Below are 23,441 nucleotides of genomic sequence, written 5' to 3'. Positions count from 1 at the left end.
CAGTAAGTTTGCCGCAGGGTGATGTAGGTAAATATTAGTAGACTTGAGGGAGGCAACATCGATGAAAAAATATATGACCAGGCCCGTAGTAGCGGTTGTAACGACGGCCGTCTTGATTGGTGGAGTAACACCACTATTGGCAAGTGCAAGCGTAGAAACACACTCTACCCCTGCCAAGGTAACAGTGGGAGAAGTCACAACGACACCGATCGCGAACAAAGAGCTTATAGCGAGCACGCAAAAAGCAGCAAGCCCAGCTGCCCAGATGACAGCCAGTGCTACTTCCGGTTTGAAGCCTACATCGACAAAGGTCGTCATGAACGACGAGGGGAAAAAAACGACGCGCTATAATTTGAAAGACCTGGCCTTAAACGATCCGGACACCTTGCAGATTCTGCTGAAGCAACAAGCGGAGCATCTGTATATGGTTGTAGACGAAATCGACCTGGATACCCATTTGCAGACATTCATGCAGGACCATACGGAGGAATGGGAACGAATCTATCAGGAGCACTACAAGAATATTTGGCTGGAAGTACGCTTCCTGGATGATCAGGAAATCGTCAGTGTCCAAGCAGAGACCGAGGGTGACAAGGCATATATAAAAGGGATCGTCACACCTGATGTAACCAAAATCGTCGTCACCAAGCCGAATGGCGATTCCATCACCGTGGTGCCGACCAGTGAGCTTACCTTTGCCGTCAGTTTCTTGTGGAATGGCAGCTCCAAGGATGAGTATGCGACTGTGAAAGCCTATGCGGGAACGAAATTGGTGGACAGTGAAAAAGTCAAGCTGGTACCACAGACAGAAGATGACGCACAGCTCTTGATGCATACTTATTCGGTGCTGGATGCCAAAAAATCCGAGCTGAAATTGCGCGGAATCGTCAAGTTGCCTGCAGACAAGATATACGTTACCTACAATGGCGTCAAAAAATCAGCGAAGGTCCAAAAGCTGTGGGATGATGTAGGCAGCTTCAGCGTTACCCTCAAGGATGTAACAGAGGGGAAAGAAAAAGCATTGGTAGAAATCTACAAGGGAGATAAGAAGCTCTCTTCTTCTTCGATTGGTGTCCAGGTGATTAATAAGACGGAGAATACGGCTAAGGAATATACCCTTACAGGAGTTGCCGAAATCGATGCAAAGCAGAAAAAAATCAAGGTCAGCGGTACGGTTGCTGGCTGGGATAAAAACAAGAACAAAAATGTAAGTCTTGCGATTGTCGCTCCGAATGGGCAGAAAAAGGTTGTACAACCAAATGCGCATGGTGAGTTCAACCACACGTTCTCTCTTTCTGGCAAAAACAAGTCTTGGAATGGTGACGACGTCAAGCTGGAGCTGTATGTAGATGGCAAGCTCGTGATTGAAAAAGAAATCTCGTACAAAACAGTTACGACCAAAGATAAGAAGCATCCAAATGGCAATGCCTACGGATATTGGAAAAACCAGGACAAGAAGGGGAAAGACAAGGATCGCGACGATGAAGACGATGACGATGACGACGATGATGACGAAGATGAGGATTAATCTTATTTGATTTGTCGATATGACTCCACATAGTCTATGATCTGGCGGATGTAATCGCCAATGATCGGAATCGAGAGAAATTGGGATAAAAGTGAACCGAATAAAGCCAATACGATGGCAGTCCCGATCGTAAGACCCAGCCCCCGGGCAAGACCTGCGAGGAAATTCGTCCAAAGCAGCTTGCGCGGGGCTGTATAATTTTGAATGACATCCGCTAAACGTATATCCTCAAGAAACATGGCGATCTTGTCCATTCGCTCATTCAGTTTACGTACTTCCGCGATTTCCTTGGAGAGATGATCGATTTGGGCAAGCAATCGTTCTGTTGGGGACATGCTTTAGCCTCCTTCTGATTGTTCTGGATCGGGTTTGATCCAACATGCAGTTTCGGTTGCCTATCCAGGCGAATGAAGAGTACAATGGATTTACATATCTTTCCTGGGAGGGCAGTGGCATGGCTGAAACGGTTTCCCAAACATTGTCCGAAGAATTGTTTTCGTTCCTGCAGCAAGAGCGCTTTGTTACACTTGCGACGATCGACCATGAGACAGGGGCACCTGCGCTCCATTCTTTGTCATGGACGTTTGCTGAATCTGTGCAATTGATTCGTTTCGCCGTAAATAACCGTTCCCGGATCCTTGCAAACATCGCCAAACAGCCTGAGGTCGTGCTTCATCTGATCGTAGCTGACTCCTCATATGCTGTCAACGGACGCGCAGCCATCAAGACTGACAGAATGGCAGAGGTGCCTTTGAAGCTGGCGATGATTGAGATGGAGATTTACTCGGTCCGGGATATCATGTTTTATGGTTCCCGAATCTCTGTAGAACCACAATACGAGAAAACGTATGATAAAAATGCGGCGATGAAGCTGGATGGTCAAGTAATGGCAGCACTTCGAAAAGGTCCATAGATTCAATTCCACTTTCTTGAAAAAAATGATTTGACAAAATTGCAACCATTCCGGTAGTATTAGGTTCAATTACAGCATAAATGAATAGTGTATTCTTCTTATCCAGAGCGGCGGAGGGACTGGCCCGATGATGCCCGGCAACCAATCACCTGTATTTGACAGGGAGATAATGGTGCTAATTCCTGCAGAGTGATTCAACTCTGACAGATGAGAAGGATTTGTTTACGGTGACGTAATCAAAGCCTTCTTTCAGAGGAAAGAGGGCTTTTTTCATGCCCTCGCAGTTGAATTTGAGGGGAGCGAGATCATCATGCATTTGGAAACAAAACTGGTTCAGACAGGAGTAGGAAGAGACGAAAACACAGGGGCAATCAATTTTCCCGTCTATTTCGCAACCGCATACCGTCATCCGGGGATGGGGCAGAGCACAGGCTTTGATTATACGCGGACGGCGAATCCGACCAGGGCAATACTGGAAGAGGCAATTGCGACAGCTGAATCAGGTGACAGTGGGTTTGCCTGTGCCTCAGGCATGGCTGCGATCCACACTGTTATGGGTTTGTTTTCACAAGGAGATCACGTTCTCGTTTCACTGGATTTGTATGGCGGTACATATCGCTTGTTTGAGCAGGTATTGACCCGTTATGGACTCGCATTTACGTATGTGGACCTGCGTGATGCGTCAGCAGTGAGAACTGCCATCCGTTCGCAGACAAGAGCCATTTTTGTTGAGACGCCGACCAATCCGCTCATGCAGATCACGGACATTCGTCTGATCGCACAGATCGCCAAAGAGCATGGCCTGTTGACCATCGTGGACAATACCTTCATGACTCCTTATTGTCAGCGGCCGTTGGAGCTTGGCGCTGATATTGTCCTGCACAGCGGGACCAAGTATCTGGGTGGACATAATGACGTGCTGGCTGGCTTGATCGTGTCAAAAGGAGCTGAATTGTCGGAGAAGCTGAAGTTTTTGCATAACACCATCGGAGCTGTTTTGGGACCGCAAGACAGCTGGCTGTTGATCAGAGGCCTCAAGACACTGGCACTGCGCATGGAACGTCATCAGGCTAATGCATGGGCAGTAGCACAGCGATTGAAAGATCATGCGGCCGTTGCCGAGGTCTTTTACCCGGGGCTGCAGGACCATACTGGGTACCTGACGCAGTTGGAACAGGCAAGTGGCTTTAGCGGCATGGTATCCTTTCGTGTCCGTTCAGCTGAACAGGTGCCCGTGATTTTACAGAATCTGCAGGTCATCTCTTTTGCCGAAAGTCTGGGTGGCGTCGAGTCCTTGTGTACGTATCCGGCAACGCAGACCCATGCAGACATCCCGCAAGAAATTCGCGCATATGTGGGTGTATGTGACCGGTTGTTGCGTTTGTCGGTTGGCATTGAACATCCTGACGACTTGATCGAGGATTTGACACAGGCACTCGACGCTAGCCTGGTAGCAGGGGGGACTGTTCGATGAACTTTGCAACGAAAGTGCTGCATGGTACATCTTGTTTTGATCCGGTCACAGGTGCTTCTTCGGTACCGATCTATCAAGCCTCGACCTTTCATCAAGCAGATCTGGAATGCCCTGGTCGCTACGATTATGCACGCTCTGGAAATCCTACCAGACAGGCGCTGGAAGAGGCAATTGCCGTATTGGAAGGAGGAGTGCGGGGTTTTGCCTTTGCATCCGGTATGGCTGCCATTTCCAGTGTGTTCATGCTCTTTTCCTCGGGCGATCACGTCATTGTCGCAGAGGATGTCTATGGAGGTACCTTTCGATTTTTGACCAAGGTGCTGTCCCGCATGGGGATCGGGGTGACCTTTGTGGATGCGACCCGCGTGGAACAAGTGACGGCAGCGATTACTCCGGCTACCAAAGGCATTTATCTGGAGACGCCATCCAATCCGACGCTGAAGGTCACAGATCTGGCGGCAGTGTGCAGAATGGCCAAACAACACGAGCTGCTGGTTATCGTGGACAATACCTTCCTGACGCCGTATTATCAACGACCCCTGGAGCTGGGAGCAGATGTGGTGATTCACAGTGCAACCAAATTTATCGGAGGACATAGCGACGTGGTGGCTGGTCTGGCAGTCACGAAAGACGCAGCCTTGGGAGATCAGCTGTATATGATTCAAAACGGCATGGGAGCCATTCTTGGCGCGCAGGATAGCTGGCTGGTGATGAGAGGATTAAAAACGCTGAAAGCAAGACTGGATGTCGGCACACGCTCAGCAGACCACATTGCCCATTGGCTTGCGGAGCATCCTGCTGTGAGCCGTGTCTATTATACTGGCTTGCATTCGCATGAGGGACACCACGTTCAGGAAAGACAGGCGAGCGGTCATGGCGCAGTCCTTTCGTTTGATGTGGGTAGTCGGGAGCGGGCAAAAGCGATTTTTGATCAGGTGAAGCTGCCGATCGTCGCTGTCAGCTTGGGTGCGGTAGAGACGATTCTTTCGTATCCTGTTGCGATGTCACATGCATCCATGCCTGTAGAGGAACGGGAGAAAAGAGGAATTACTGACGGATTGATCCGACTTTCTGCAGGTTTGGAGGACACTGAGGATCTTGTGCAGGATCTGGCACAAGCACTCGATTCACTTCCGCCATTTGAACATAAAATCAATGAGAAAAAGACATTCTCCCGGGCGTAATCCTGGGACGAATGTCTTTTTTTACAGTATCGGAAAGTATAAACTTCTGTGAGTAAAACGTCCCGATACTGCAAGAATAACCTACCTCTAAAACGCGGTCGCACGTCATTGAAATGGCCTCGATAGAGGTTTTCTTATGCAGCCTATGGTGCCTGTGTACGGTTGGCATTGATCTTGTCATTTCCATGTGGCTTAGACCTGCCATCCTTGTTGATGCGTTGCTCATTTTCACGCGAAGGCTTGTCCTCGCGTTGTTGAACATGCCGGGGAGCTTGCGGGATAATGCGACCGACAATATCTCCCATTTCTTCGGCAAATCCATGAATCGGGCGACCTCGGCGAATATCTGCGGCCATCTCCCTCAGTCGTTGGACGATATCGGGATCCGCGGTCACTAAAGCTGTGGCGCCTTGAGGGTCTTCTTTCAGCGCCTCGGCGACGGAGTATTTGATGACTCCCACTTCAGGTCGATCCAGATGGGCGTTTACGTCAATGCCGACCACCGCGTATTTTCCTACCACTACAGCTGTAGCCCCATTCACTTTCGGGACACGTTTGGCCAGTTCAACCAGACGATCAGCAGTTGCTGCGGCAGACTGGTTCTTGGGAGGTGTGGGATTCGTTTGCTGGACACGCTGTGTCTTCTGAATATGTTGATTCGGCTGTGGAGCAGCTTGGTTAGCAGGTGGCTTGTTGTTCGTCGTGCACGCCGTAAGCAAGAGACATAGGCTGAGTGTTCCAATTACGCTCCGTTTCACACGCATTCTCCTTTTCCTTATTTTCCTCCGAAAGAAGGGCAGGGATAAAAGTATTGTGTTCCCACCAACCTGTTTTCATTCTGTGAAATGGTCCAAGACTATCTGTTAAAAGAACCACATAGACTGTAGTACATCACGCTCCTGCATCAGAGCATCCCTTTCAAAAATTGCATAGGGTATATAAGATGGGTATTAGGAGGCGAGATTTTGAAGAAAATCTACGTACTGGACACCAACGTACTCCTGCAAGATCCTCGGGCGATGTTTTCCTTCGCTGACAATGAAATCATCATACCCGCTGTAGTATTGGAAGAGATTGATTCCAAAAAGCGCTATATGGATGAGATTGGACGGAATGCCCGTTATGTATCGCGCTTGCTGGACAGCTTTCGTGAGCACGGACATCTGCACTCAGGAATAACCCTGGAGACAGGTGGACTATTTCGCGTAGAGCTGAACCATTCATCCCTGCATAGGCTGCAAAAGCAATTCACTGAAATGAGCAATGATAACCGAATATTGGCCGTAGCGCTCAACTTGCAAGAGGAAGAAAATCTGTCTCCACAACCACGTCCGGTCATTCTCGTCAGCAAGGATGCCCTGATGCGAGTAAAAGCAGATGCCCTCAATCTGACAGCGGAAGATTTCTTATCAGATCGCGTAGTAGGAGAATTCTCCAGCTTGTACACCGGTTACCAAAAAATGATGGTCTCATCCGACGTGATCAAATCGTACTACGCAAACCGAAAGCTGCATTTACCCATCTGTTTTCCGCGGTATCGCTTTTATCCGCATCAATTTCTGGTATTGAAAGACGAATGCAATCCCTCCATATCCGCGGTGGGAAAAGTGGATACCGATGGTAAGAACCTGGAAATGCTCGTGACAGACGATGATCCGATCTGGGGGATTCGCGCACGAAATGTACAGCAGCGCATGGCGATCGAGCTATTGCTGCGTGATGATGTTCCGCTGGTAACCATGACAGGAAAGGCAGGGACAGGAAAAACATTGCTGGCTTTAGCTGCAGGCTTGCTGCAAATTGAAGATCAGCAAAAATATAAAAAGCTATTGGTGGCAAGACCGATCGTGCCTTTAGGAAAAGACATCGGCTATCTGCCCGGCGAAAAAGAAGAAAAGCTGAGGCCGTGGATGCAGCCGATTTATGATAATTTGGAATATTTATTCAACACGAAGCGACCAGGTGACCTGGATAAGATCCTTGCTGGAATGGGCAGTCTTCAAGTCGAAGCGTTGACCTACATTCGCGGGCGCTCCATTCCCGAGCAGTTCATCATTATTGACGAAGCACAAAACCTGACCAAGCATGAGGTCAAAACCATTCTTACACGTGTAGGGGACGGCTCCAAAATTGTTTTGATGGGGGATCCCGAACAAATCGACCATCCCTATCTGGATGAGAGCAACAACGGATTGACCTACGTCGTGGAGGTTTTCAAGGATCAGAAGCTGGCTGGACATATCAGGCTGGAAAAAGGAGAACGAAGCGTGCTGGCACAGCTTGCCGCAGATTTATTGTGAGGGACATGTATAGGCTGAAGAGAACGGAACATACTAGTTATTGTCGAGCCCGATGATTCATGATAAAACGGTGCAACCTTTTAGGAGGCGAAGAGCCGTGGATAACCATGATGAAGCAATCGACGAAAGTCGCGTTGGCGTTAACCGAATTCTTTAGGTGACTTTACTCTATAATGGAGGTTGAAGTGCCAAAGAGAATAACCGGTAATACCCCATAAAAAGCATATCGGGCTCGACAAGGACCGCTCCCTTATTGGGGGCGGTTTTGTTTTACAGTTTGGATCGCCTGTTTTTTGAATGGCATCGCCCACATGTTTTTGTCCACCCTCCCATAGATATGTAAAGAAGGAGGGGAGGTATTATATGGTAAGTCTGGACTCATCTATCGCTTTTCTAATTTATATTACGGCTGTATCCAGCGCTGCTGCCGGTGTCACAGAAGCGTGCAAATCGATCGTCCCGTTCCTGGCAACCGATTACGAGCCGAAAGAAGACTGCTGGGAGGATCATAATGAGGCAGCGCGGTTTATGAACTACAAGCGTTTTTTTAATCTCCTGATTTCTGTCGTATCAGCAGGGGTTATTTTTGGAGCTTTGGGTCTTGATCCAGCTGCCATCCTATTGGGCGCTACCTCTGCATACGTAGAGAATCCTTGGCAAGTCGGCACGTGGCTATGGGGGATTGTAGCCGTGTTTGGATCACCTTTTTTTGCTTCGCTATTGAAAATTTTGGAAGGATTCAAACAGCAGGTTTCGACTGATCATCCGCCGAACCGACCGAGGCGGAAGGTGACGGGCCCTCGAGATGATCGATAGCCGCTCTTGCTCCATCGTTGTACCTGAGTTAAGATAACGATGTACAAACAGGCTGGAGATGGTGTGCGACAATGAAGAACTGGAGACATCGACAAATCGTTTCGCTCTTTTTGATCGCGGTATTGATTCTTCCGGCTTGTGCTTCCAAAGGCGAGCTTGGCGACTCTTTTGATCCGGAAAATCAAAAAGAATACGGCATTAACGGTACGTATGTAGGACAGAACATTCAGGAAGCTATCGACATTCTGCGCCCGGCCAAGGCTGATTTTATGGACATGCAGACACGCGAAGCATACACCGTGGAGCAGATGGCGTCTGGCCAGGGAAAAATGGTGATGGGCATGATGCTGGTAGATCGTGCACAGGTCATCGTCATGGTGGAGCATGGGGTGATCCAGTCGATTATGCTGGCAGGAGTACCCGAGGAACAAGCACAGGAGCTTAAAACGAATCGCGGTTTGGCCATGTATGACAGCGAGGTACAATTGAAAAAACTGTATGGCGAAGCTGCTGGGGAAAAAGAAGTGGTGTACAAAGGCAGCAAGCAGACGGCCAGCTTCGGAATTATCAATGAGCAGGTTGTCTGGTTCCGTTTTGATCGCTTGTAATGGGAGGATGAAAGTGCGTTCTTGATGAACGCACTTTTTTGTACTATCGGAAAGTTTAAGTGCGCTAAAGCGCTAAAAAGATTAGCGGAAGATAGTATAAGTGCAACTAAGGCTCCGCCAAAAGCTTGGCGTAGCCAAGTTTTCTAATTGAGTGGCATGCTAACCTTAGCGGTGCAACCATTGCAGCGAGACTTGATAAGCTTTTGCGATGCCTTCTGCTAGATCGGGCATGCTGCTATCGAGGATATAGAGGGGGGACTGTCCATCCGCTCCAGGAATTTCTCCTCGTACATGCTCCTTTAATTGCTCCAGGGCTGCCCAACGATCCTGTGAGCTGCCTGTTTGCAGATCAAAAGAAAAACATGAGACCCGGTCTGCATAAAGATACATACGGTCATTTTGACTGACGAAGCCTATATCCTGGAGCTGCTCAAGAGATGCCGATGAAGGAACGTAAAGAAGCTCAAAACGGTCGCCAAGCATGTTCGACTTTTGAAGTATTGTGGACAGCTGTTCACAATCTTCTTCAGATTCCACGACAAAAAGCAGATCATCACGATCAAACACATTGACATGATCCCCGATTTTATGTATGACTTGAGCATAGAAGCCGGGCAATTTGCCGACGGGTACGTGCATTTCGATACCGTACATACGCTGCATGAGACCCACCACCTATCACGATTTTCTACCTTATCGTACCAAAAAAACAGGGAGGTTCCTATGAATAAAGCATCCTTTACTATCGAGAGCTATGCGCTGGGAATGTTTCAGACAAACGCTTATGTGCTGACAAATACAGAGAACGGAGAAACGATTGTCATCGACCCAGGGATGGACCCAGATGTTCTCCTAAAGGCAATTGCCAACAAAAATGTCGTCGCAATCTTATTGACTCACGCTCATCTGGATCATATCGGCGGATTGAACCAGGTCAGAGCATTGACCCATGCACCGGTTTACATTCACCCGGTTGAGCAGGAGTGGCTAACGAATCCAGATTTGAATGGCTCCAGCCGCTGGAATTTGCCTGAGCCGATCGTTTGTGAACGGGCAGAGCAAGAGCTGTCGGATGAGCAGCTACTGGAATTGGCTGGTTTGTCGATTCGCGTTCTGCATACACCGGGACATTCGCCAGGCAGCTGCTCCTTTGTGATCGGACAGCATTGCTTTGGTGGAGACGTCTTGTTTGCCCAAAGTATCGGACGTACAGACCTGTTGGGTGGGGATTACGAGACGCTTATGATGAGTATTCAGGATAAATTGTTTGAGCTGGATGATGAGACGATCGTCTATCCGGGTCATGGACCAAAAACTACAATTGATACGGAAAAGACCTACAATCCTTTCGTAACAGGGCTGCTTCGATAGGTCGCCAGAGAGAACAACACGAGGACTTGGAGGAAATTGTAAACTTTTGGCGAAACAAGATGGGGTCACGAAAGAAAAAGGAGCGACAAGCATGAAAGTGAAATGGCGTTGCGGGGCGCTGGCGATTGCTCTTGCCCTGGCAATGGTCGCAGGTTGTGTCCCGCCGAATACACAGCTGAAAGAACAAAATAGAGTTCAACCACCACCGCCGATGCCTCCCTCAGCAGCCACTGAGCCTGCCACAGAGCAAGTGAGCTATGAGCCGCCGCCTGAACCTCTGCAGGAAGAAAATGCCTCACGCTTTCCCGAAACACGGGTGTCTGTCATGGCCGTAGGAGATATCATGGTCCACGACCAGCAGCTGGAAGGTGCATGGAACTCGGCTGAAAAATCCTATGATTTCCTCCCTTCCTTTGTCCATGTTCAACCCTTGTTTCAAGAAGCGGATTGGGTTATCGGCAATCTGGAGACGACCTTGACCGGACAGGAGGCCCGCTACTCCGGATACCCTATGTTCAACTCGCCGGAGTCATTGGCACAGACGTTGATAGATGTCGGATTCACCGCTGTCTCCACAGCCAACAATCACTCACTGGATCGCAAAGAGGCTGGTGTTCTCAAAACGATCGAGCATCTCGATCAGGTGGGGCTTTTGCACACGGGCACGTTTCGAAATCCGCAGGAGCGGGATGAGTCGCTTATGCTCAGTAAAGACGGTCTGACCCTGGCTTTGCTTTCGTACACCTATGGAACCAATGGCATTCCAATACCCGAGGGCAAACCCTATTTGGTCAATCTGATTGACCATGAGCTGATGAAAAAAGACATCGCCAGAGCGAGAGAAAAAGGAGCGGATCTCGTAGCGGTTGCCCTCCATTTTGGTGATGAATACAAGCGTCTACCTAATGCTTTTCAAAAACAAACAGCTGAATCGGCGCTTCAGTACGGAGCAGATCTCATCCTCGGTGCGCATCCCCATGTCGTGCAGCCGTACGAGTGGAAGACTGTGACCCTTGAGGATGGGCAGGAGCACAAAGGATTGATCGCTTATTCGCTGGGCAACTTTATCTCGGCTCAACGCTGGGACTACAAGGATGTAGGGGCTATACTCAAGCTGACCTTGCACAAGGGCGAGAATGGCGAAGCTAGTATCGAGCATGCTGAAATGATTCCGACTTATGTCTATTTTTCACGTAAAAACGGCAAGCGCAGCTACGTGATCTATCCTGTTCCCCAAACATTGGAAAAACTAAAGAATAGTGAGAAAGATGTAAATGTATCCAAAGAAGCGATTCAGTACATGAATCGTTTGCAGCAAGAGATTCCCGTCCATGTGATTCAAGAAGTCACGCAGAAAAAAGCCAGCTAACGCAGTAGCTGGCTTTACTGTTTGCCCATCCCAAAGGGCAGATTTAGTTTTAATTGCAGTTTAAGCTCCTCATCCTTCAAGCTCATCTTTTCAACTTGGATATTCGGGGAGATCAGCTCTGGGTAGAAGCCGAGATCATACATCTTCTCCATTTCATCCACTGTAGAGCGCGGTAATTCGAACCCGTCAAAATAGAGAGAATCGATATGGAATTTCAAATGCTTGGGTGAGACCAGTTCGTACCGTCCGATCAGCCGAAGCTCCATATGGTCATAGGTACCTTCCACGATCAGCTTGTTATCGCTGAAAATAAATTTGGATTGCTTGAACATTTCGTCCTTGGAAGCGAGGAATTGATTGAACTCATCCTGTTTGATCGTCAGCGTGTGGGTGAAAAAGCCGCTTGACTGGATCCGCTCAGGAGTAGCCAGCTCCGGAACCTGGACCATAACGTTGGCAAGCATGCCGAAAAAGGTTTGGAATGCAGGCAATCCGCGCTGCTGCCAATCAATGATCAGGTGGTCCATGAGAGATTCTACACTTGTTGGGTCGTCCAGCTTTTGGACATTTTGCTCCTTTTCCGCTTGAATGGCGAGCATTTCGGTCAGCTGAACTTCGTATTTTGCCCGCAGCGTAGCGAGCTCGGTCAAGTAGTTCTGCTGATCGGCCTGCATGGTTGCCAGTCTGGTTCGTTCTTCCTGGAACATCTCCAGTCTTGTGATATCCCTTTCGTAGAGGTACTGCATAAAATCAACCATCAGAAGCAGCTGATTGAAATTCTCTGCCTGAAACAACAGGGTCAGGAGGTCGGCGCGTTCGCCTGTGTAATAGGCGCGCGCCACTTCACCCGCGTGGCGGCGCATCGCATCTATCATTAGTTTTTGCCGTTGCATGTCGAGTTCCAGGCGGGCAATATCGCTTTTTGTACGGGTTTCTTCATCCTTGATCAGTGTTAGCGTTCGCTCCAGTTCCTTTTGCGTAAAATGCTGCTGCAAGATCAGCTGCTCCAGAGGAACAGACTGCTCTTCCTGGGCAAACACGGTCAAGGGGCACAGAACGAGGAGCAGGATGAGCAGGAATTTGCGCATATTTTCACCTTTTATATCGTGATGGGCAACTCTGGGCCTATTGAAAGGAACTTTTGTCTCTACATTGTATGACTTCTTTTCGTATTATAGCCTTATAGAGTTGAATTTGGATAGCAGGAGAAGAGAAGAATGGGTCTAACCGAATGGATACGTGAAGAAATAAAAAGCAGTCCGGAGCAGGCAATTCCCTTCATGCGGTTCATGGAGCTTGCTCTCTACCATCCTGTCTGGGGCTACTACATGACCGATCGGCAAAAGGTAGGGAAGGAAGGGGACTTCTACACCAGTACGACCGTCCATCCTGTCTTCGCAGAAACGTTGGCGGATGTAGCAATAGCGATGTTCCATGCGGGGCAGCTCAGACAACCTACCCTTGTAGAGATCGGAGGAGGGACGGGGGTGCTTTGCCGGCATATGTTAGATCGGCTGCGCGAGAGCGACCCGGCTCTGTACCAGACTGCAAAAGTCATCATGATTGAGACAAGTCCCTATCATCGGCAACTGCAAAAAGAAAATCTTCAGGGTCATGAGATTGAGATTGTCTGGCACGGATCTCTGGCTGAAGCAGCGGCAGCGGGACCCATCGAGGGAATTGTTTTGTCCAACGAATGGCTGGATGCATTTCCGGTACATCTTGCAGTCAAAAAAGATGCAGGTTGGCGTGAAGTGTGGGTGACCGTCACAGAGGATGGTTTTGCTGAAATGGAACGCGATCCTACTCCACAGCTAGAGGAGTATGTACGAAAGTATGGAGCTGAGGTACCAAAAGGAGTGCGCATTGAGGTAAACCTGGGAATGGGTCAGGCTGCCCATGACGTATCACGCTTGTTAAGCAAGGGCTTTGTCATTACGATCGACTACGGCGATTGGCAGGAGGAGCTCTACCATCCGAGCCGCAAAAAAGGGACCCTCATGTGTTTTCATCGGCATCAAGGGCATGATAATCCTTTTCTGAATGTTGGAGAACAGGATATCACCAGTCATGTGAACTTTACCGAATGGAAGAGAAGAGGGGAAGAAGAGGGGCTGAAGCTTCTGAGCTACTTGCGCCAGGATCAGTTTCTCATGCGCAGCGGACTGTTGCAAAAGGCTGTCGCCCATTCTGATCGGGACCCTTTTACTAGCCACGCCATGAAAAGAAATCGTGCGATCGTTCAACTTGTCGATCCGGCGGGCTTGGGAGGCAGGTTTCGTGTCATGGTACAGGGGAAACAGGTAGCGGAGGATTGTTCATTTTTTCCGTCGTAAGTCTCGGATCATTTTCTCCATTAAAAAAAGATGCTCATGGAGAGCATCTTTTTTTATTACAGCATCATTTGCAGGAGTGCGTGTTCTTGTGGACCTACAGGCATTACGAAGAATGTATAGTAGGTGAAACCTACGAAGGACAAGAACATAAATCCAAAGAAAATGTTTAAGTATACCCGCTCAGTCAGATTCATGTAGCTCAGGGCTACGAAGAAAGCGGTCAAACCAAAGAAGATCAGTGCCATTGGGTACAACTGTGCCCAGAACGCCATCAGCGCGATCACGATCGTCCAGAAACCAAGAACGCGATACATACGATCCATCTGTATCCCCCCTTTTGCGTAATCGGCAATATTTACAAGATTCCTTCCCCATTATATAGGACAGGTGAACACGTGTAAACGGGAAGGTATGACGGTTTTTTGGCAGTTGTTCACACAATCGTGAACTTTTTGGACTTATCCATACTGAATGACCGTATAATTGCAGGATTGACATCCGCATTGCATCGATTCATCTTCTCGTAATTCAATGTTCCCCAGATAGGTCTCAAATATTCCTGTAAGCAAGGCATTATGCATTTTGCAGATGGAGTTGGGATATTTTTTGGCAGACTCAGAAAACGTGCAATTTTGCACGCGAAAACGCAAGAGTCCATCAGAGATAATGTCAATTTCCGGCTTCAAGCCTTGCGCTACGACGAGTCGGTGAATTTGGTCAAGCTTTGTTTCCAAGTCTGCAGATTGTACATGTATATGACTTTGGGCAACCGCCCGTTTTGCCATCTCTGTCCCCATTCGATGTCCCATCTTGATCAACGCTTTTTCGCCAGGCTCTCCAAGCGAGAGCAGACTTTCGATAGCGATATCAGCGAGCAACTGGTAGTCACGAGGAGGGAACTGCAGGCTAACCACCTGATCAGACAGAGAATACAGACGACTTGGCCGTCCACCCTTGCCGCTCTTGTCAGAAACAGCTGTGAGGAGCTGGACGTCTTCCAGTTTCGTTAGATGGAGCCGAGCCACATTGGGGTGGATGGAAAAATGATCGGCTACTTCCTGAACCGTTATCGGGTTTTTACTGTATGCCACAAACTGATAAATGGAAAAACGGGTGGGGTCCGCCAAAGCGCTGGTTAACTTTTGTGCATCATCAACTTGCATGCTGGTACCCCCTTCATGAATGGCATCTGTATTAGTGTATCCGATTTTTCGAGGGTTGTTAAGGTTACAGTGTGCAAACTGTTACATTCTGCGGATATTACAGCTCAGAAAGAATGCGTATCGAAGCCGGATTTTCCGGATTCTGACCAAAAGACCACCTTTAAAGCGCAGTTATTTATCACGTGAAATGCTACAAAAACCGTTTGATTTACGGCTATATTTTATATTAACTACTATTGACATAGTGTTAATGAGACCTTTATAATCCAAAGTAAGAAAGGTTTTTTTATTTGCTAACTTTTATAAAGCGGTTAAGCCTTTTTACACCTACCTATAGATGAAAAAGGATGCTGTAAAGAAGAGAGACGGAGGGGTAACTGATGGCAGTTGCTGAACGTACACGCACTCAAAAAATCACGTTTTTCACGTATCCTAGCTGCACTTCCTGTCGCAAGGCGAAAGCATGGTTGTCAGAAAACGGGGTACATTACGAAGAGCGTCACTTGTTTAAAAACCCGCCAACAGCAGAAGAGCTGCTTGATATTATTAAAATGACAAGCAACGGCCTGGATGAGATTTTGTCCACACGAAGTCAACGCTTTAAAAACCTGGATGTGGACATTAACGATATGTCGGTCAAGGAACTGCTGGAAATGCTCAGCGAGGAACCTCAGCTGCTGAAGCGCCCGATTCTGACCGATGGCGAAAACTTGATCGTCGGATATAATTCATCCGCGATGAAAAATTTACTTTCTTAATGAAAAGAGGAGGGCTGATGCCTTCCTTTTTTTATTGGCTATCCTGTCAGATCACTGTCACTCACGTAGGATTTTGTATCTGTGGATTGTACAATAGAGCTATTCAGTTAGAAGGGAGCGAAGAATACGATGGAAACCATTCTTTTTGAAAAACAGAACGGGATTGCTACAATCACGCTCAATCGGCCTGAGGTGCACAATGCAATCAGTGTAGAACTGGTGAATGAGCTTACTTACATACTTGATGAGTGCGCTGGAGATGACGAAGTAAAGGTGCTCATCCTGACTGGTGCAGGCAAAAGCTTCGTCTCTGGAGGGGACTTGCCACAGTTTATCGCTGCTCGGGGTCGCGAGCAGGCGGAGCCATTGCTTGGCAAGGTTGCAGCATTGCTGTCAAAGATTGACCAATACAGCAAGCCCATTATCGCGATGATCAATGGTTCCGCAGTTGGAGGCGGATGCGAGGTAGCGGGTGCAGCTCATTTTCGCTTTGCGAGTCGAGAGGCTGTCTTTGGCTTTGTCCAAATCGGTATGCATATCACGACAGGCTGGGGCGGAGGCGCTCGCTTGCTGGATCTGCTGCCGGAGTCCAAAGCTTTGTCCATGCTACTGACAGGTGAACGTATTTCTGCTGAGGTAGCCAAGGAATACGGATTTGTGGATGCTGTATACCCGGCAGAGGAATTACAGCAGGAAGTTGAGCGCTTCGCCATGAAAATTGCTGCTCAACCACTTGTCGGGATTGAAGCCTACATGCAAGTCTTGCAGTGGAAGCGCTCTGGCCTAGCACAAGGAGAACGGATCAAGCTTGAAGTAGAGCAGTGTGCAGGGCTTTGGGGAAGTGAAGCGCATGTCAAAGTGGTAGAAAAATTTCTTTATAAAGGTAAAAAAAGGTAATTGAATCAAGAGCAAGGTTTCTCCCGTTTAAACATTTATTCGCTTGGACATACTTTTTCTAGTAGAAAGCGATTCTACAAGAATAGGGAAAAGCATAGGATGAACTACATCATCCTTTTTAAAGGTTACGGGAGGGACTTATATGGTAGCTTCCAGACAAGACGCGTGGACTGAAGATGACGATCTGGTATTGGCAGAGGTCACTTTACGTCACATTCGAGAGGGCGGCACACAGCTTGCCGCTTTTGAAGAAGTAGGACAACGGTTAGGACGGACTGCAGCAGCCTGCGGTTTTCGTTGGAACAGTTGCGTCCGCAAGCGATATGATGCTGCAATCTCCATCGCCAAGAGCCAAAGACAGCAATTGAAGAAAATGGGTAGGATCATCACACCTCTGCAGGAAGAGGTGGAGGCGATCCAAATTCCTGTGAAACGCCCTGTGGTGCAAGCCTCTGGAGCGTCGCCTCACGATGAGGATGAGGATCAGCAGATTGAAGCAGTCATTCGTATGCTGCGGAGTCAAAAGGATCTTTCACGTCGTGTAAAACAATTGGAACAAGAGTTAGAAGGAAAAGAGTTGAAAATAAAAGAATTGGCCGAGGCCAATGAGCGTGCCAGGAAGGAAATGGAGCAGATTCAGGGTGTCAATGAGGATTATCGGGCACTCGTCCAGATCATGGAACGTGCGCGCAAAATGGCGTTTTTACAAGAAGAGGAATCGTCCAAACCCATCTTCAAGATGGATGCCAACGGCAATCTGGAGCGCGTAGAAAAGTAGTGGGCTCCCTAATCAAGAGCATAAAAAAGAAGCGGCGATCAACCGCTTCTTTTTTCATGTATCACAGCATTAATCCTGAAGCTCGACGTTTTCAGGCAACCATACATAAGGATTCTCACCGCGGTCACGCATCGGGTTGTACTTCACAGGTGTGAAGCCCATTTTCAGCCAGAACTGATCGGCGCGGCAGCGGGAGTTCGTCTTGATCGGGGAACCAAAGCTTTTTGCATGATTAACCAGGATGGTACCGAAGTCTTTACCCCGATAGTCAGGCAGGACCTCCAGCTTCCACAGCTCGTAATAATCTTGAGCTGGCTGGAAGTAGCGGTCGTACTTTCCGTCAATTTTATAGAGGCTCATCCGAGCGATGAGAAGGTCATTGTCGTAAATTCCGTAAAATGGAGATTCCGAATCGTTCTCCACGATGTTCGCCTCCAGGTCTTCCTTCATGGAAAGCTCCTCCAGGCCAAATTCGCGAAACTGCTGGAATTCTTCCAGTGTCTTATAGTTAATTTGTAAACGCTTTACTTCGAACATGGAATAGCCACTCCTCTCAAAACGCTTTGTCTTGGAACCACTTTTGCTTACTTGTATTATACACGAAACTACAGGAAGAGAAGAGAAATTCTTTACATTAAAAAGTAGGGAGGTGTAGGGAATGAATTCGCTTCCATGGAAAAAAATATAATTTCATCCTAGAACTATGAGCTAACTCATGGCAAAATAGAGACGAGAAGCATATGCAGTATTCGGAGGCACTCTGGGTGCAAGCGCTTTCAGTCCTCGCTGCTCCGAATACGATGAAAGAGGGGAGCGTTGCATGAAAAAGGTTTTGATTGCAAATCGTGGCGAAATCGCCAGAAGGATCATTCGCACTTGTCAGGCACAGGGAGTGGCTACAGTCGCCATCTACTCAGATGCGGACAAGGATATGCCGTTTGTCCGAGAAGCCGATGAAGCCGTACATATCGGTCCTCCTCCTGTTCCACACAGTTATTTGAATGTTGAGGCAATCCTTGCAGCAGCGAAGAGTTGCCAGGCTGACGCCATTCATCCGGGCTATGGCCTCCTTTCGGAAAATGAAGCATTTGCCCGCCGGGTTACCGAAGAGGGAATCGTCTTCATCGGACCTACACCTGAAGTGATCGGTCAAATGGGTGACAAACTGACTGCCCGGCGAATCATGCAAAAAGCGGGTGTTCCCGTCGTGCCAGGTGGCGACACTCCTTTGGATAACGCAGATGAAGCAGCTAATATGGCAGCGTCGATCGGGTATCCTGTCATGCTGAAAGCGAGCGCTGGCGGCGGCGGAATCGGCATGCAAATTTGTCAGAGCGAAGAAGAGCTGCGACAGGCTTTCCAATCTGCTCGCGGCAGAGCGAAGGCGTACTTTGGCAACGATGCCATGTACGTAGAGAAGTATGTGGATAGACCGCATCACATCGAAGTCCAGATTGCAGGGGATCAGACAGGTCACGTAATCCATCTGCTGGAGCGTGAGTGTTCGATCCAGCGCCGCCATCAAAAGGTACTGGAAGAAAGTCCATCGCCGTTTTTGGATGAGGCGACGAGGAATGCGCTTTGTGACGCAGCCGTACTGGCAGGAAAGGCTGTGGGTTACACGGGCGTAGGTACCGTGGAGTTTATTGTCGATTCACAGATGAATTTTTATTTTCTGGAAATGAATACAAGATTACAGGTAGAGCATCCCGTCACGGAAGAGATGATCGGCCTGGATCTGGTGGCTATGCAATTGGAAATTGCACAAGGCCAGCCCTTGTCTATCAGTCAGGAAGACGTCCGAGCAAAGCGCCACGCGATTGAGCTTCGTGTTTATGCGGAGGACCCGGTGTCCTTCTTGCCTTCACCGGGTACAATCAGCCTCTATCAGGCTCCGGTTATGGAGCATGTCAGAATCGACGACGGGGTAGAGACCGGAACCAAGGTGACGCCATTTTACGATCCGATGATTGCGAAAGTCATTGCGTCAGGGGCGACGAGAGACGAAGCCATTCTCAGAGCGCGTGAAGCCATGCAGCAATTCCTGATCACCGGAATCAAAACCAACATTCCTTTCCTGCAGGAGGTTCTGGAAGACGACCGCTTCATTGCAGGAGAGTATACGACATGGTTTATCCAAGAAAGAAAACCAAAATCCACGATCTAGAAGGAGAGTAGACAGATGACACAAGTAGCAGCGAATATGGCAGGTACTGTTTTCAAGGTATTGGTACAACCAGGTGATTCCATTGCAGCAGGACAGGACCTAATCGTGCTGGAGTCGATGAAAATGGAAGTTCCGATCGCAGCTGAATCAGCAGGCAAGGTAGTAGAGGTCAAAGTCAACGTCGGTGATTTTGTGAACGACGGGGACATTGTCGTGGTCCTGGATAATTAGCTCGATTTTTCGATTCAAACCAACTGAGCGCTCGCTAGGCAAGGAGGGTATCCCGATGAAGGTCAAAATCGTGGAGGTAGGCCCGCGCGACGGTCTGCAAAATGAAAAGGACATCCTCCCTTCAGCGGTCAAAGCAGCGTTGATCAACAAGCTGGCTGAAGCAGGACTGCAAACGATCGAAGCCAGCTCTTTTGTCAACCCTCGCTGGATTCCGCAACTGGCAGATGCCGACGAGGTTTTGTCCACAATCAATCGCGCACAAGGAGTCACGTACACGGCGCTCGTTCCCAATCTTCGAGGGCTGGAACGAGCACGAGCGTGCGGACTCAATGAAATCGCTTTGTTCATGTCTGCTTCTCAGACCCACAACCTGAAAAATATTAATAAGACGCTGGAGGAAACGTACCCGATTCTGCGTGAAGTGGCGCTGGAAGCACTGGCTTTAGGCATGCGGGTGCGCGGCTACGTTTCCACCGTCTTCGGTTGCCCATACGAGGGCAAAGTGCCTTTGGACAATAGCCGGCGAGTGACCGAAGCATTGCTCGAAATGGGAGCGTATGAGATTTCACTTGGAGACACGATTGGCGTAGCGACCCCCAAGCAGGTGCATGACTTGTTCAGGGAATTGGTCAAGGATGCTCCGGTACAGCGCTTGGCCGGTCATTTTCACGATACGCGTGGAACAGGATTGGCAAATGTAGTCGCTGCGATGGACGTGGGCATCCGCACCTTTGACAGCTCAATTGGCGGGTTGGGAGGATGCCCGTACGCGCCTGGAGCCGCCGGCAATATTTCAACCGAGGATTTGATCTACATGCTGCACGGAATGGAATACGAGACTGGAGTCGACTTGCAGAAGCTGCTGGAAGCAGGGGCATTTATCCAAAAGCAGCTGGGGCGAGACCTCAACTCCAAAGTATTGAAGGCCCATCTTGCAGCTGAATGCTTGGCAGCTAAGGACGAATAGGAATGGCGGGAGGGAATGGCTTGAGTGTGTTGTTTCAAAAAGAGGGCGCAGTCGGAATTCTGACGATTGATCGTCCGCAGGTTCACAATTGTTTAAATCTAGAGACATTACTCAGCCTTCGTGAATGGATTACGAGCTTGTGTTCGGACAAGGAGATTCGCGTGGTGCTTGTCACAGGCTCGGGCGACAAAGCATTTTGTACGGGTGCTGATCTGAAAGAACGGCGAACGCTGACGCCCCAACAGGTGGAGCAGTACATCAGAACCATCCGTGATACGTTTACGGAACTGGAGAAAATTCCAAAGCCTGTCATCGCAGCAATCAACGGGCTGGCCCTTGGCGGAGGCACAGAGCTAGCGCTGGCTTGTGATCTGAGGGTGATGAGCGAGTCGGCGCAGATGGGACTGACGGAGACGTCCTTGGGCATTATTCCAGGGGCAGGGGGGACGCAGCGACTTCCTCGCCTCGTAGGAAAAGGAATTGCCAAAGAACTCATTTTCAGCGCTCGCCGCATACTGTCGGATGAATCGCTTCGCATCGGGTTGGTCAACCGGGTGGTTCCAGCGGATCATCTTATGCCAGCAGCGCTAAGCCTCGCCCAGCAAATAGCTGAGCAGGCCCCATTGGCGCTCGCCCAAGCGAAGTATGCAATTGACTACGGACTGGAAGTAGATCAGGCAACAGGCTTGGCGATGGAAAGTCACGCCTATCAATTATTGATCCCGACAAAGGACCGCTTGGAGGGACTGGAAGCGTTCAGGGAAAAGAGAAAGCCGGTATATCGCGGAGAGTGACGAGGAGGAAGCTACTGATGAGCAAACACGCTGAAAACATGCTGAACGAAAAAATCGATCACATCAAACAAGGCGGCGATGCAAAGTACCATGCAAAGCTGAAGGAACAGAACAAGCTGTTCGTCCGCGATCGCCTGAAGCTGCTGTTTGACGATGAATTTCTGGTAGAGGATGGACTTTTCGCCAATGTCATGGCGGGAGACCTGCCGGCAGACGGTGTCATCACCGCAATCGGAAAGGTGAATGGCCAGACCGTGTGTGTCATGGCCAATGATTCCACCGTAAAAGCAGGCTCCTGGGGCGCGCGAACTGTGGAGAAAATCATCCGCATTCAGGAAACCGCTGAAAAAATGCAGGTTCCTCTCGTGTATCTGGTGGATTCAGCTGGAGCCAGGATTACGGACCAGCTGGAGATGTTCCCAGGGCGTCGAGGAGCGGGACGAATCTTTTACAACCAAGTGAAGCTATCTGGAAAAATTCCACAGGTGTGCATTCTGTTTGGTCCTTCTGCTGCAGGTGGAGCGTATATTCCCGCTTTTTGTGACATTGTCATCATGGTGGATAAAAACGCGAGCATGTATCTGGGCTCCCCACGTATGGCCGAAATGGTCATTGGAGAAAAAGTAAGCCTGGAAGAGCTGGGTGGGGCACGCATGCATTGTACCGTGAGTGGCTGCGGCGACGTTCTTGCTGCCAATGAGGAAGAGGCGATCCAGTCAGCACGGCAGTACTTGAGCTTTTTTCCAGCGAATTACAGCGAAAAGCCTCCTGTTGCAGCGGCACAGCCTCCAGTGGAAACGGCAAAAGAGATTACGGCGATCGTGCCGGAGAATCAAAATGCCCCGTTCAACATGCATGATCTGATCACTGCTTTGGTAGACGAAGGCTCCTTCTTTGAGATCAAGAAACTATTTGCGCAGGAGCTGGTGACAGGTCTGGCCCGTCTGGATGGCAAACCGGTGGGGATCATTGCCAACCAGCCGCGTGTAAAAGGCGGCGTCCTTTTTGTCGATTCAGCTGACAAGGCAGCGCGTTTTATTACCCTGTGCGATGCTTTCCAGATTCCCTTGCTCTTCCTGGCTGATGTACCGGGCTTCATGATTGGTACAGCTGTAGAGCGTGCGGGAATCATCAGGCACGGCGCGAAAATGATTTCAGCAATGGCGGAAGCGACCGTGCCGAAGATCTCTGTCATCGTACGTAAGGCGTATGGAGCAGGTTTGTATGCGATGGCAAGTTCTGCATTTGAGCCAGATGCTGTGCTCGCTCTGCCAAGTGCGCAGATCGCGGTCATGGGGCCGGAAGCAGCGGTTAATGCGGTTTACAGCAACAAGATTCAGGAAATAGAGGACCCGCAGGAGCGACAGGCTTTTATTGCGGCGAAAAGGAAGGAGTATCAGGAGGATATCGATATTACCTTGCTAGCCTCCAACCTGATCGTCGATGCGATTATCCCCCCATCCGATTTGCGAATGGAATTGATTTCGCGCTTTGCTGTTTACCAACACAAGAAGCAGGTTTTTTCCGAAAGAAAACATCCCGTTTATCCCGTATAGTGCCAAAGCCAGACTGTCTCTAGATGAAAGAGGCAGTCTGTTTGTTTCATGACAAGCGGTGATGACTGTTTTGTTAAGGGAGAATGATAAAGCGTTTCTTGTCGTTCATGTAAGAATGGTATCGATATCATAATTTTTACCGTCAAATATTTCGACAATTTCGATCTTTTTTAAGCCAATCAATTGCCCATTCTCCTAATCTCTGTTATTCTTTAAATAAGTATTGATTAA

General features: G+C 49.0%; 25 protein-coding genes and 1 riboswitch. Of the genes, 18 read left to right on the top strand and 7 right to left on the bottom strand.

Features of this window, described 5'->3' with window-relative positions:
• Positions 1-61: 61 nt before the first annotated feature.
• Positions 62-1,528, top strand: a complete 1,467-nt coding sequence (locus EDM52_RS03995; protein WP_245996505.1) for a hypothetical protein — start codon at positions 62-64, stop codon at positions 1,526-1,528.
• A 2-nt stretch (positions 1,529-1,530) separates the two neighbouring features.
• On the opposite strand, the gene EDM52_RS03990 is transcribed toward EDM52_RS03995, so the two are convergent.
• The gene (locus EDM52_RS03990; protein ID WP_122907711.1) at positions 1,531-1,863 is read right to left on the bottom strand and encodes a DUF5665 domain-containing protein; all 333 of its coding nucleotides are present in this window, start codon (positions 1,861-1,863) and stop codon (positions 1,531-1,533) included.
• Positions 1,864-1,982: 119 nt separating this feature from the next.
• Here EDM52_RS03990 and EDM52_RS03985 point away from each other — a divergent pair, with 119 nt between their 5' ends.
• From EDM52_RS03985 to EDM52_RS03975, 3 genes are all read left to right on the top strand, one after another.
• On the top strand, positions 1,983-2,441 hold the full coding sequence (locus tag EDM52_RS03985) for a pyridoxamine 5'-phosphate oxidase family protein (RefSeq protein WP_122907710.1): 459 nt from the start codon (positions 1,983-1,985) through the stop codon (positions 2,439-2,441).
• A gap of 95 nt (positions 2,442-2,536) precedes the next feature.
• A riboswitch (SAM riboswitch) is annotated at positions 2,537-2,655 on the top strand.
• A gap of 96 nt (positions 2,656-2,751) precedes the next feature.
• Positions 2,752-3,915: an aminotransferase class I/II-fold pyridoxal phosphate-dependent enzyme gene (locus EDM52_RS03980; protein WP_122907709.1), complete on the top strand. Its 1,164-nt coding sequence runs from the start codon at positions 2,752-2,754 to the stop codon at positions 3,913-3,915.
• Positions 3,912-5,099: a trans-sulfuration enzyme family protein gene (locus EDM52_RS03975; protein WP_122907708.1), complete on the top strand. Its 1,188-nt coding sequence runs from the start codon at positions 3,912-3,914 to the stop codon at positions 5,097-5,099. The genes EDM52_RS03980 and EDM52_RS03975 overlap by 4 nt, the downstream gene beginning before the upstream one ends.
• A 143-nt stretch (positions 5,100-5,242) precedes the next feature.
• Here the strand turns inward: EDM52_RS03975 and EDM52_RS03970 are convergent, their stop codons facing one another.
• A complete protein-coding gene (locus EDM52_RS03970) occupies positions 5,243-5,863 on the bottom strand; it encodes a YhcN/YlaJ family sporulation lipoprotein (protein ID WP_122907707.1) in 621 nt (206 codons plus the stop codon).
• A 201-nt stretch (positions 5,864-6,064) separates the two neighbouring features.
• On the opposite strand from EDM52_RS03970, the gene EDM52_RS03965 reads away from it, so the two are divergent.
• From EDM52_RS03965 to EDM52_RS03955, 3 genes are all read left to right on the top strand, one after another.
• Entirely contained in the window at positions 6,065-7,399 is a 1,335-nt protein-coding gene (locus tag EDM52_RS03965; RefSeq protein WP_122907706.1) for a PhoH family protein, read from the top strand.
• Positions 7,400-7,762: 363 nt separating this feature from the next.
• Positions 7,763-8,215: a hypothetical protein gene (locus tag EDM52_RS03960; protein ID WP_122907705.1), complete on the top strand. Its 453-nt coding sequence runs from the start codon at positions 7,763-7,765 to the stop codon at positions 8,213-8,215.
• A gap of 71 nt (positions 8,216-8,286) precedes the next feature.
• On the top strand, positions 8,287-8,823 hold the full coding sequence (locus EDM52_RS03955) for a hypothetical protein (RefSeq protein ID WP_122907704.1): 537 nt from the start codon (positions 8,287-8,289) through the stop codon (positions 8,821-8,823).
• A gap of 165 nt (positions 8,824-8,988) precedes the next feature.
• On the opposite strand, the gene EDM52_RS03950 is transcribed toward EDM52_RS03955, so the two are convergent.
• The gene (locus EDM52_RS03950; RefSeq protein WP_122907703.1) at positions 8,989-9,486 is read right to left on the bottom strand and encodes a hypothetical protein; all 498 of its coding nucleotides are present in this window, start codon (positions 9,484-9,486) and stop codon (positions 8,989-8,991) included.
• 60 nt (positions 9,487-9,546) lie between these two features.
• Between EDM52_RS03950 and EDM52_RS03945 the strand changes: the two genes are divergently transcribed.
• Together EDM52_RS03945 and EDM52_RS03940 are read left to right on the top strand one after the other, a co-directional pair.
• On the top strand, positions 9,547-10,194 hold the full coding sequence (locus EDM52_RS03945) for an MBL fold metallo-hydrolase (protein WP_122907702.1): 648 nt from the start codon (positions 9,547-9,549) through the stop codon (positions 10,192-10,194).
• 91 nt (positions 10,195-10,285) lie between these two features.
• Positions 10,286-11,563, top strand: a complete 1,278-nt coding sequence (locus EDM52_RS03940) for a CapA family protein (RefSeq protein WP_122907874.1) — start codon at positions 10,286-10,288, stop codon at positions 11,561-11,563.
• A 14-nt stretch (positions 11,564-11,577) separates the two neighbouring features.
• On the opposite strand, the gene EDM52_RS03935 is transcribed toward EDM52_RS03940, so the two are convergent.
• Positions 11,578-12,651, bottom strand: coding sequence for a coiled-coil domain-containing protein (locus tag EDM52_RS03935; protein WP_122907701.1), 1,074 nt, complete (start codon positions 12,649-12,651; stop codon positions 11,578-11,580).
• Positions 12,652-12,780: 129 nt separating this feature from the next.
• On the opposite strand from EDM52_RS03935, the gene EDM52_RS03930 reads away from it, so the two are divergent.
• Positions 12,781-13,899 carry a class I SAM-dependent methyltransferase gene (locus EDM52_RS03930; protein ID WP_122907700.1) on the top strand — a complete coding sequence of 373 codons (1,119 nt, stop codon included), beginning with the start codon at positions 12,781-12,783 and terminating at the stop codon, positions 13,897-13,899.
• A 56-nt stretch (positions 13,900-13,955) separates the two neighbouring features.
• Here EDM52_RS03930 and EDM52_RS03925 read toward each other — a convergent pair whose 3' ends face one another.
• Positions 13,956-14,222, bottom strand: coding sequence for a DUF2626 domain-containing protein (locus EDM52_RS03925; protein ID WP_122907699.1), 267 nt, complete (start codon positions 14,220-14,222; stop codon positions 13,956-13,958).
• A 135-nt stretch (positions 14,223-14,357) separates the two neighbouring features.
• Positions 14,358-15,062, bottom strand: a complete 705-nt coding sequence (locus EDM52_RS03920) for a helix-turn-helix transcriptional regulator (protein ID WP_122907698.1) — start codon at positions 15,060-15,062, stop codon at positions 14,358-14,360.
• Between the two features lie 380 nt (positions 15,063-15,442).
• On the opposite strand from EDM52_RS03920, the gene EDM52_RS03915 reads away from it, so the two are divergent.
• The 3 genes from EDM52_RS03915 (at position 15,443) to EDM52_RS03905 (ending at position 17,495) form a co-directional block, all read left to right on the top strand.
• On the top strand, positions 15,443-15,820 hold the full coding sequence (locus EDM52_RS03915; protein WP_122907697.1) for a Spx/MgsR family RNA polymerase-binding regulatory protein: 378 nt from the start codon (positions 15,443-15,445) through the stop codon (positions 15,818-15,820).
• Positions 15,821-15,949: 129 nt separating this feature from the next.
• A complete protein-coding gene (locus tag EDM52_RS03910) occupies positions 15,950-16,717 on the top strand; it encodes an enoyl-CoA hydratase/isomerase family protein (RefSeq protein WP_122907696.1) in 768 nt (255 codons plus the stop codon).
• A 142-nt stretch (positions 16,718-16,859) separates the two neighbouring features.
• Complete coding sequence (locus tag EDM52_RS03905) at positions 16,860-17,495, top strand: RsfA family transcriptional regulator (protein WP_122907695.1); 636 nt, start codon at positions 16,860-16,862, stop codon at positions 17,493-17,495.
• Positions 17,496-17,564: 69 nt separating this feature from the next.
• On the opposite strand, the gene EDM52_RS03900 is transcribed toward EDM52_RS03905, so the two are convergent.
• Positions 17,565-18,032 (bottom strand): N-acetyltransferase, encoded by a 468-nt coding sequence (locus EDM52_RS03900; protein ID WP_122907694.1) that lies wholly within the window; start codon positions 18,030-18,032, stop codon positions 17,565-17,567.
• A 283-nt stretch (positions 18,033-18,315) separates the two neighbouring features.
• On the opposite strand from EDM52_RS03900, the gene EDM52_RS03895 reads away from it, so the two are divergent.
• From EDM52_RS03895 to EDM52_RS03875, 5 genes are read left to right on the top strand one after another with little or no spacing between them, the layout of a single operon-like run.
• Entirely contained in the window at positions 18,316-19,662 is a 1,347-nt protein-coding gene (locus EDM52_RS03895; RefSeq protein WP_122907693.1) for an acetyl-CoA carboxylase biotin carboxylase subunit, read from the top strand.
• Positions 19,663-19,677: 15 nt separating this feature from the next.
• Positions 19,678-19,893: an acetyl-CoA carboxylase biotin carboxyl carrier protein subunit gene (locus EDM52_RS25080; protein WP_122907692.1), complete on the top strand. Its 216-nt coding sequence runs from the start codon at positions 19,678-19,680 to the stop codon at positions 19,891-19,893.
• 55 nt (positions 19,894-19,948) lie between these two features.
• Positions 19,949-20,860, top strand: coding sequence for a hydroxymethylglutaryl-CoA lyase (locus EDM52_RS03885; protein ID WP_122907691.1), 912 nt, complete (start codon positions 19,949-19,951; stop codon positions 20,858-20,860).
• Positions 20,861-20,862: 2 nt separating this feature from the next.
• Complete coding sequence (locus EDM52_RS03880) at positions 20,863-21,654, top strand: enoyl-CoA hydratase-related protein (protein ID WP_412850186.1); 792 nt, start codon at positions 20,863-20,865, stop codon at positions 21,652-21,654.
• Between the two features lie 17 nt (positions 21,655-21,671).
• Positions 21,672-23,210: an acyl-CoA carboxylase subunit beta gene (locus tag EDM52_RS03875; protein WP_122907690.1), complete on the top strand. Its 1,539-nt coding sequence runs from the start codon at positions 21,672-21,674 to the stop codon at positions 23,208-23,210.
• The last annotated feature ends 231 nt before the right edge of the window (positions 23,211-23,441 follow it).

Origin of the sequence: Brevibacillus invocatus, from assembly GCF_003710915.1 — a bacterium.
GTDB classification, from domain to species: domain Bacteria; phylum Bacillota; class Bacilli; order Brevibacillales; family Brevibacillaceae; genus Brevibacillus; species Brevibacillus invocatus.
Note: the sequence above shows the minus strand (reverse complement) of the source record. Positions and strands in the feature narration are given on the sequence as shown.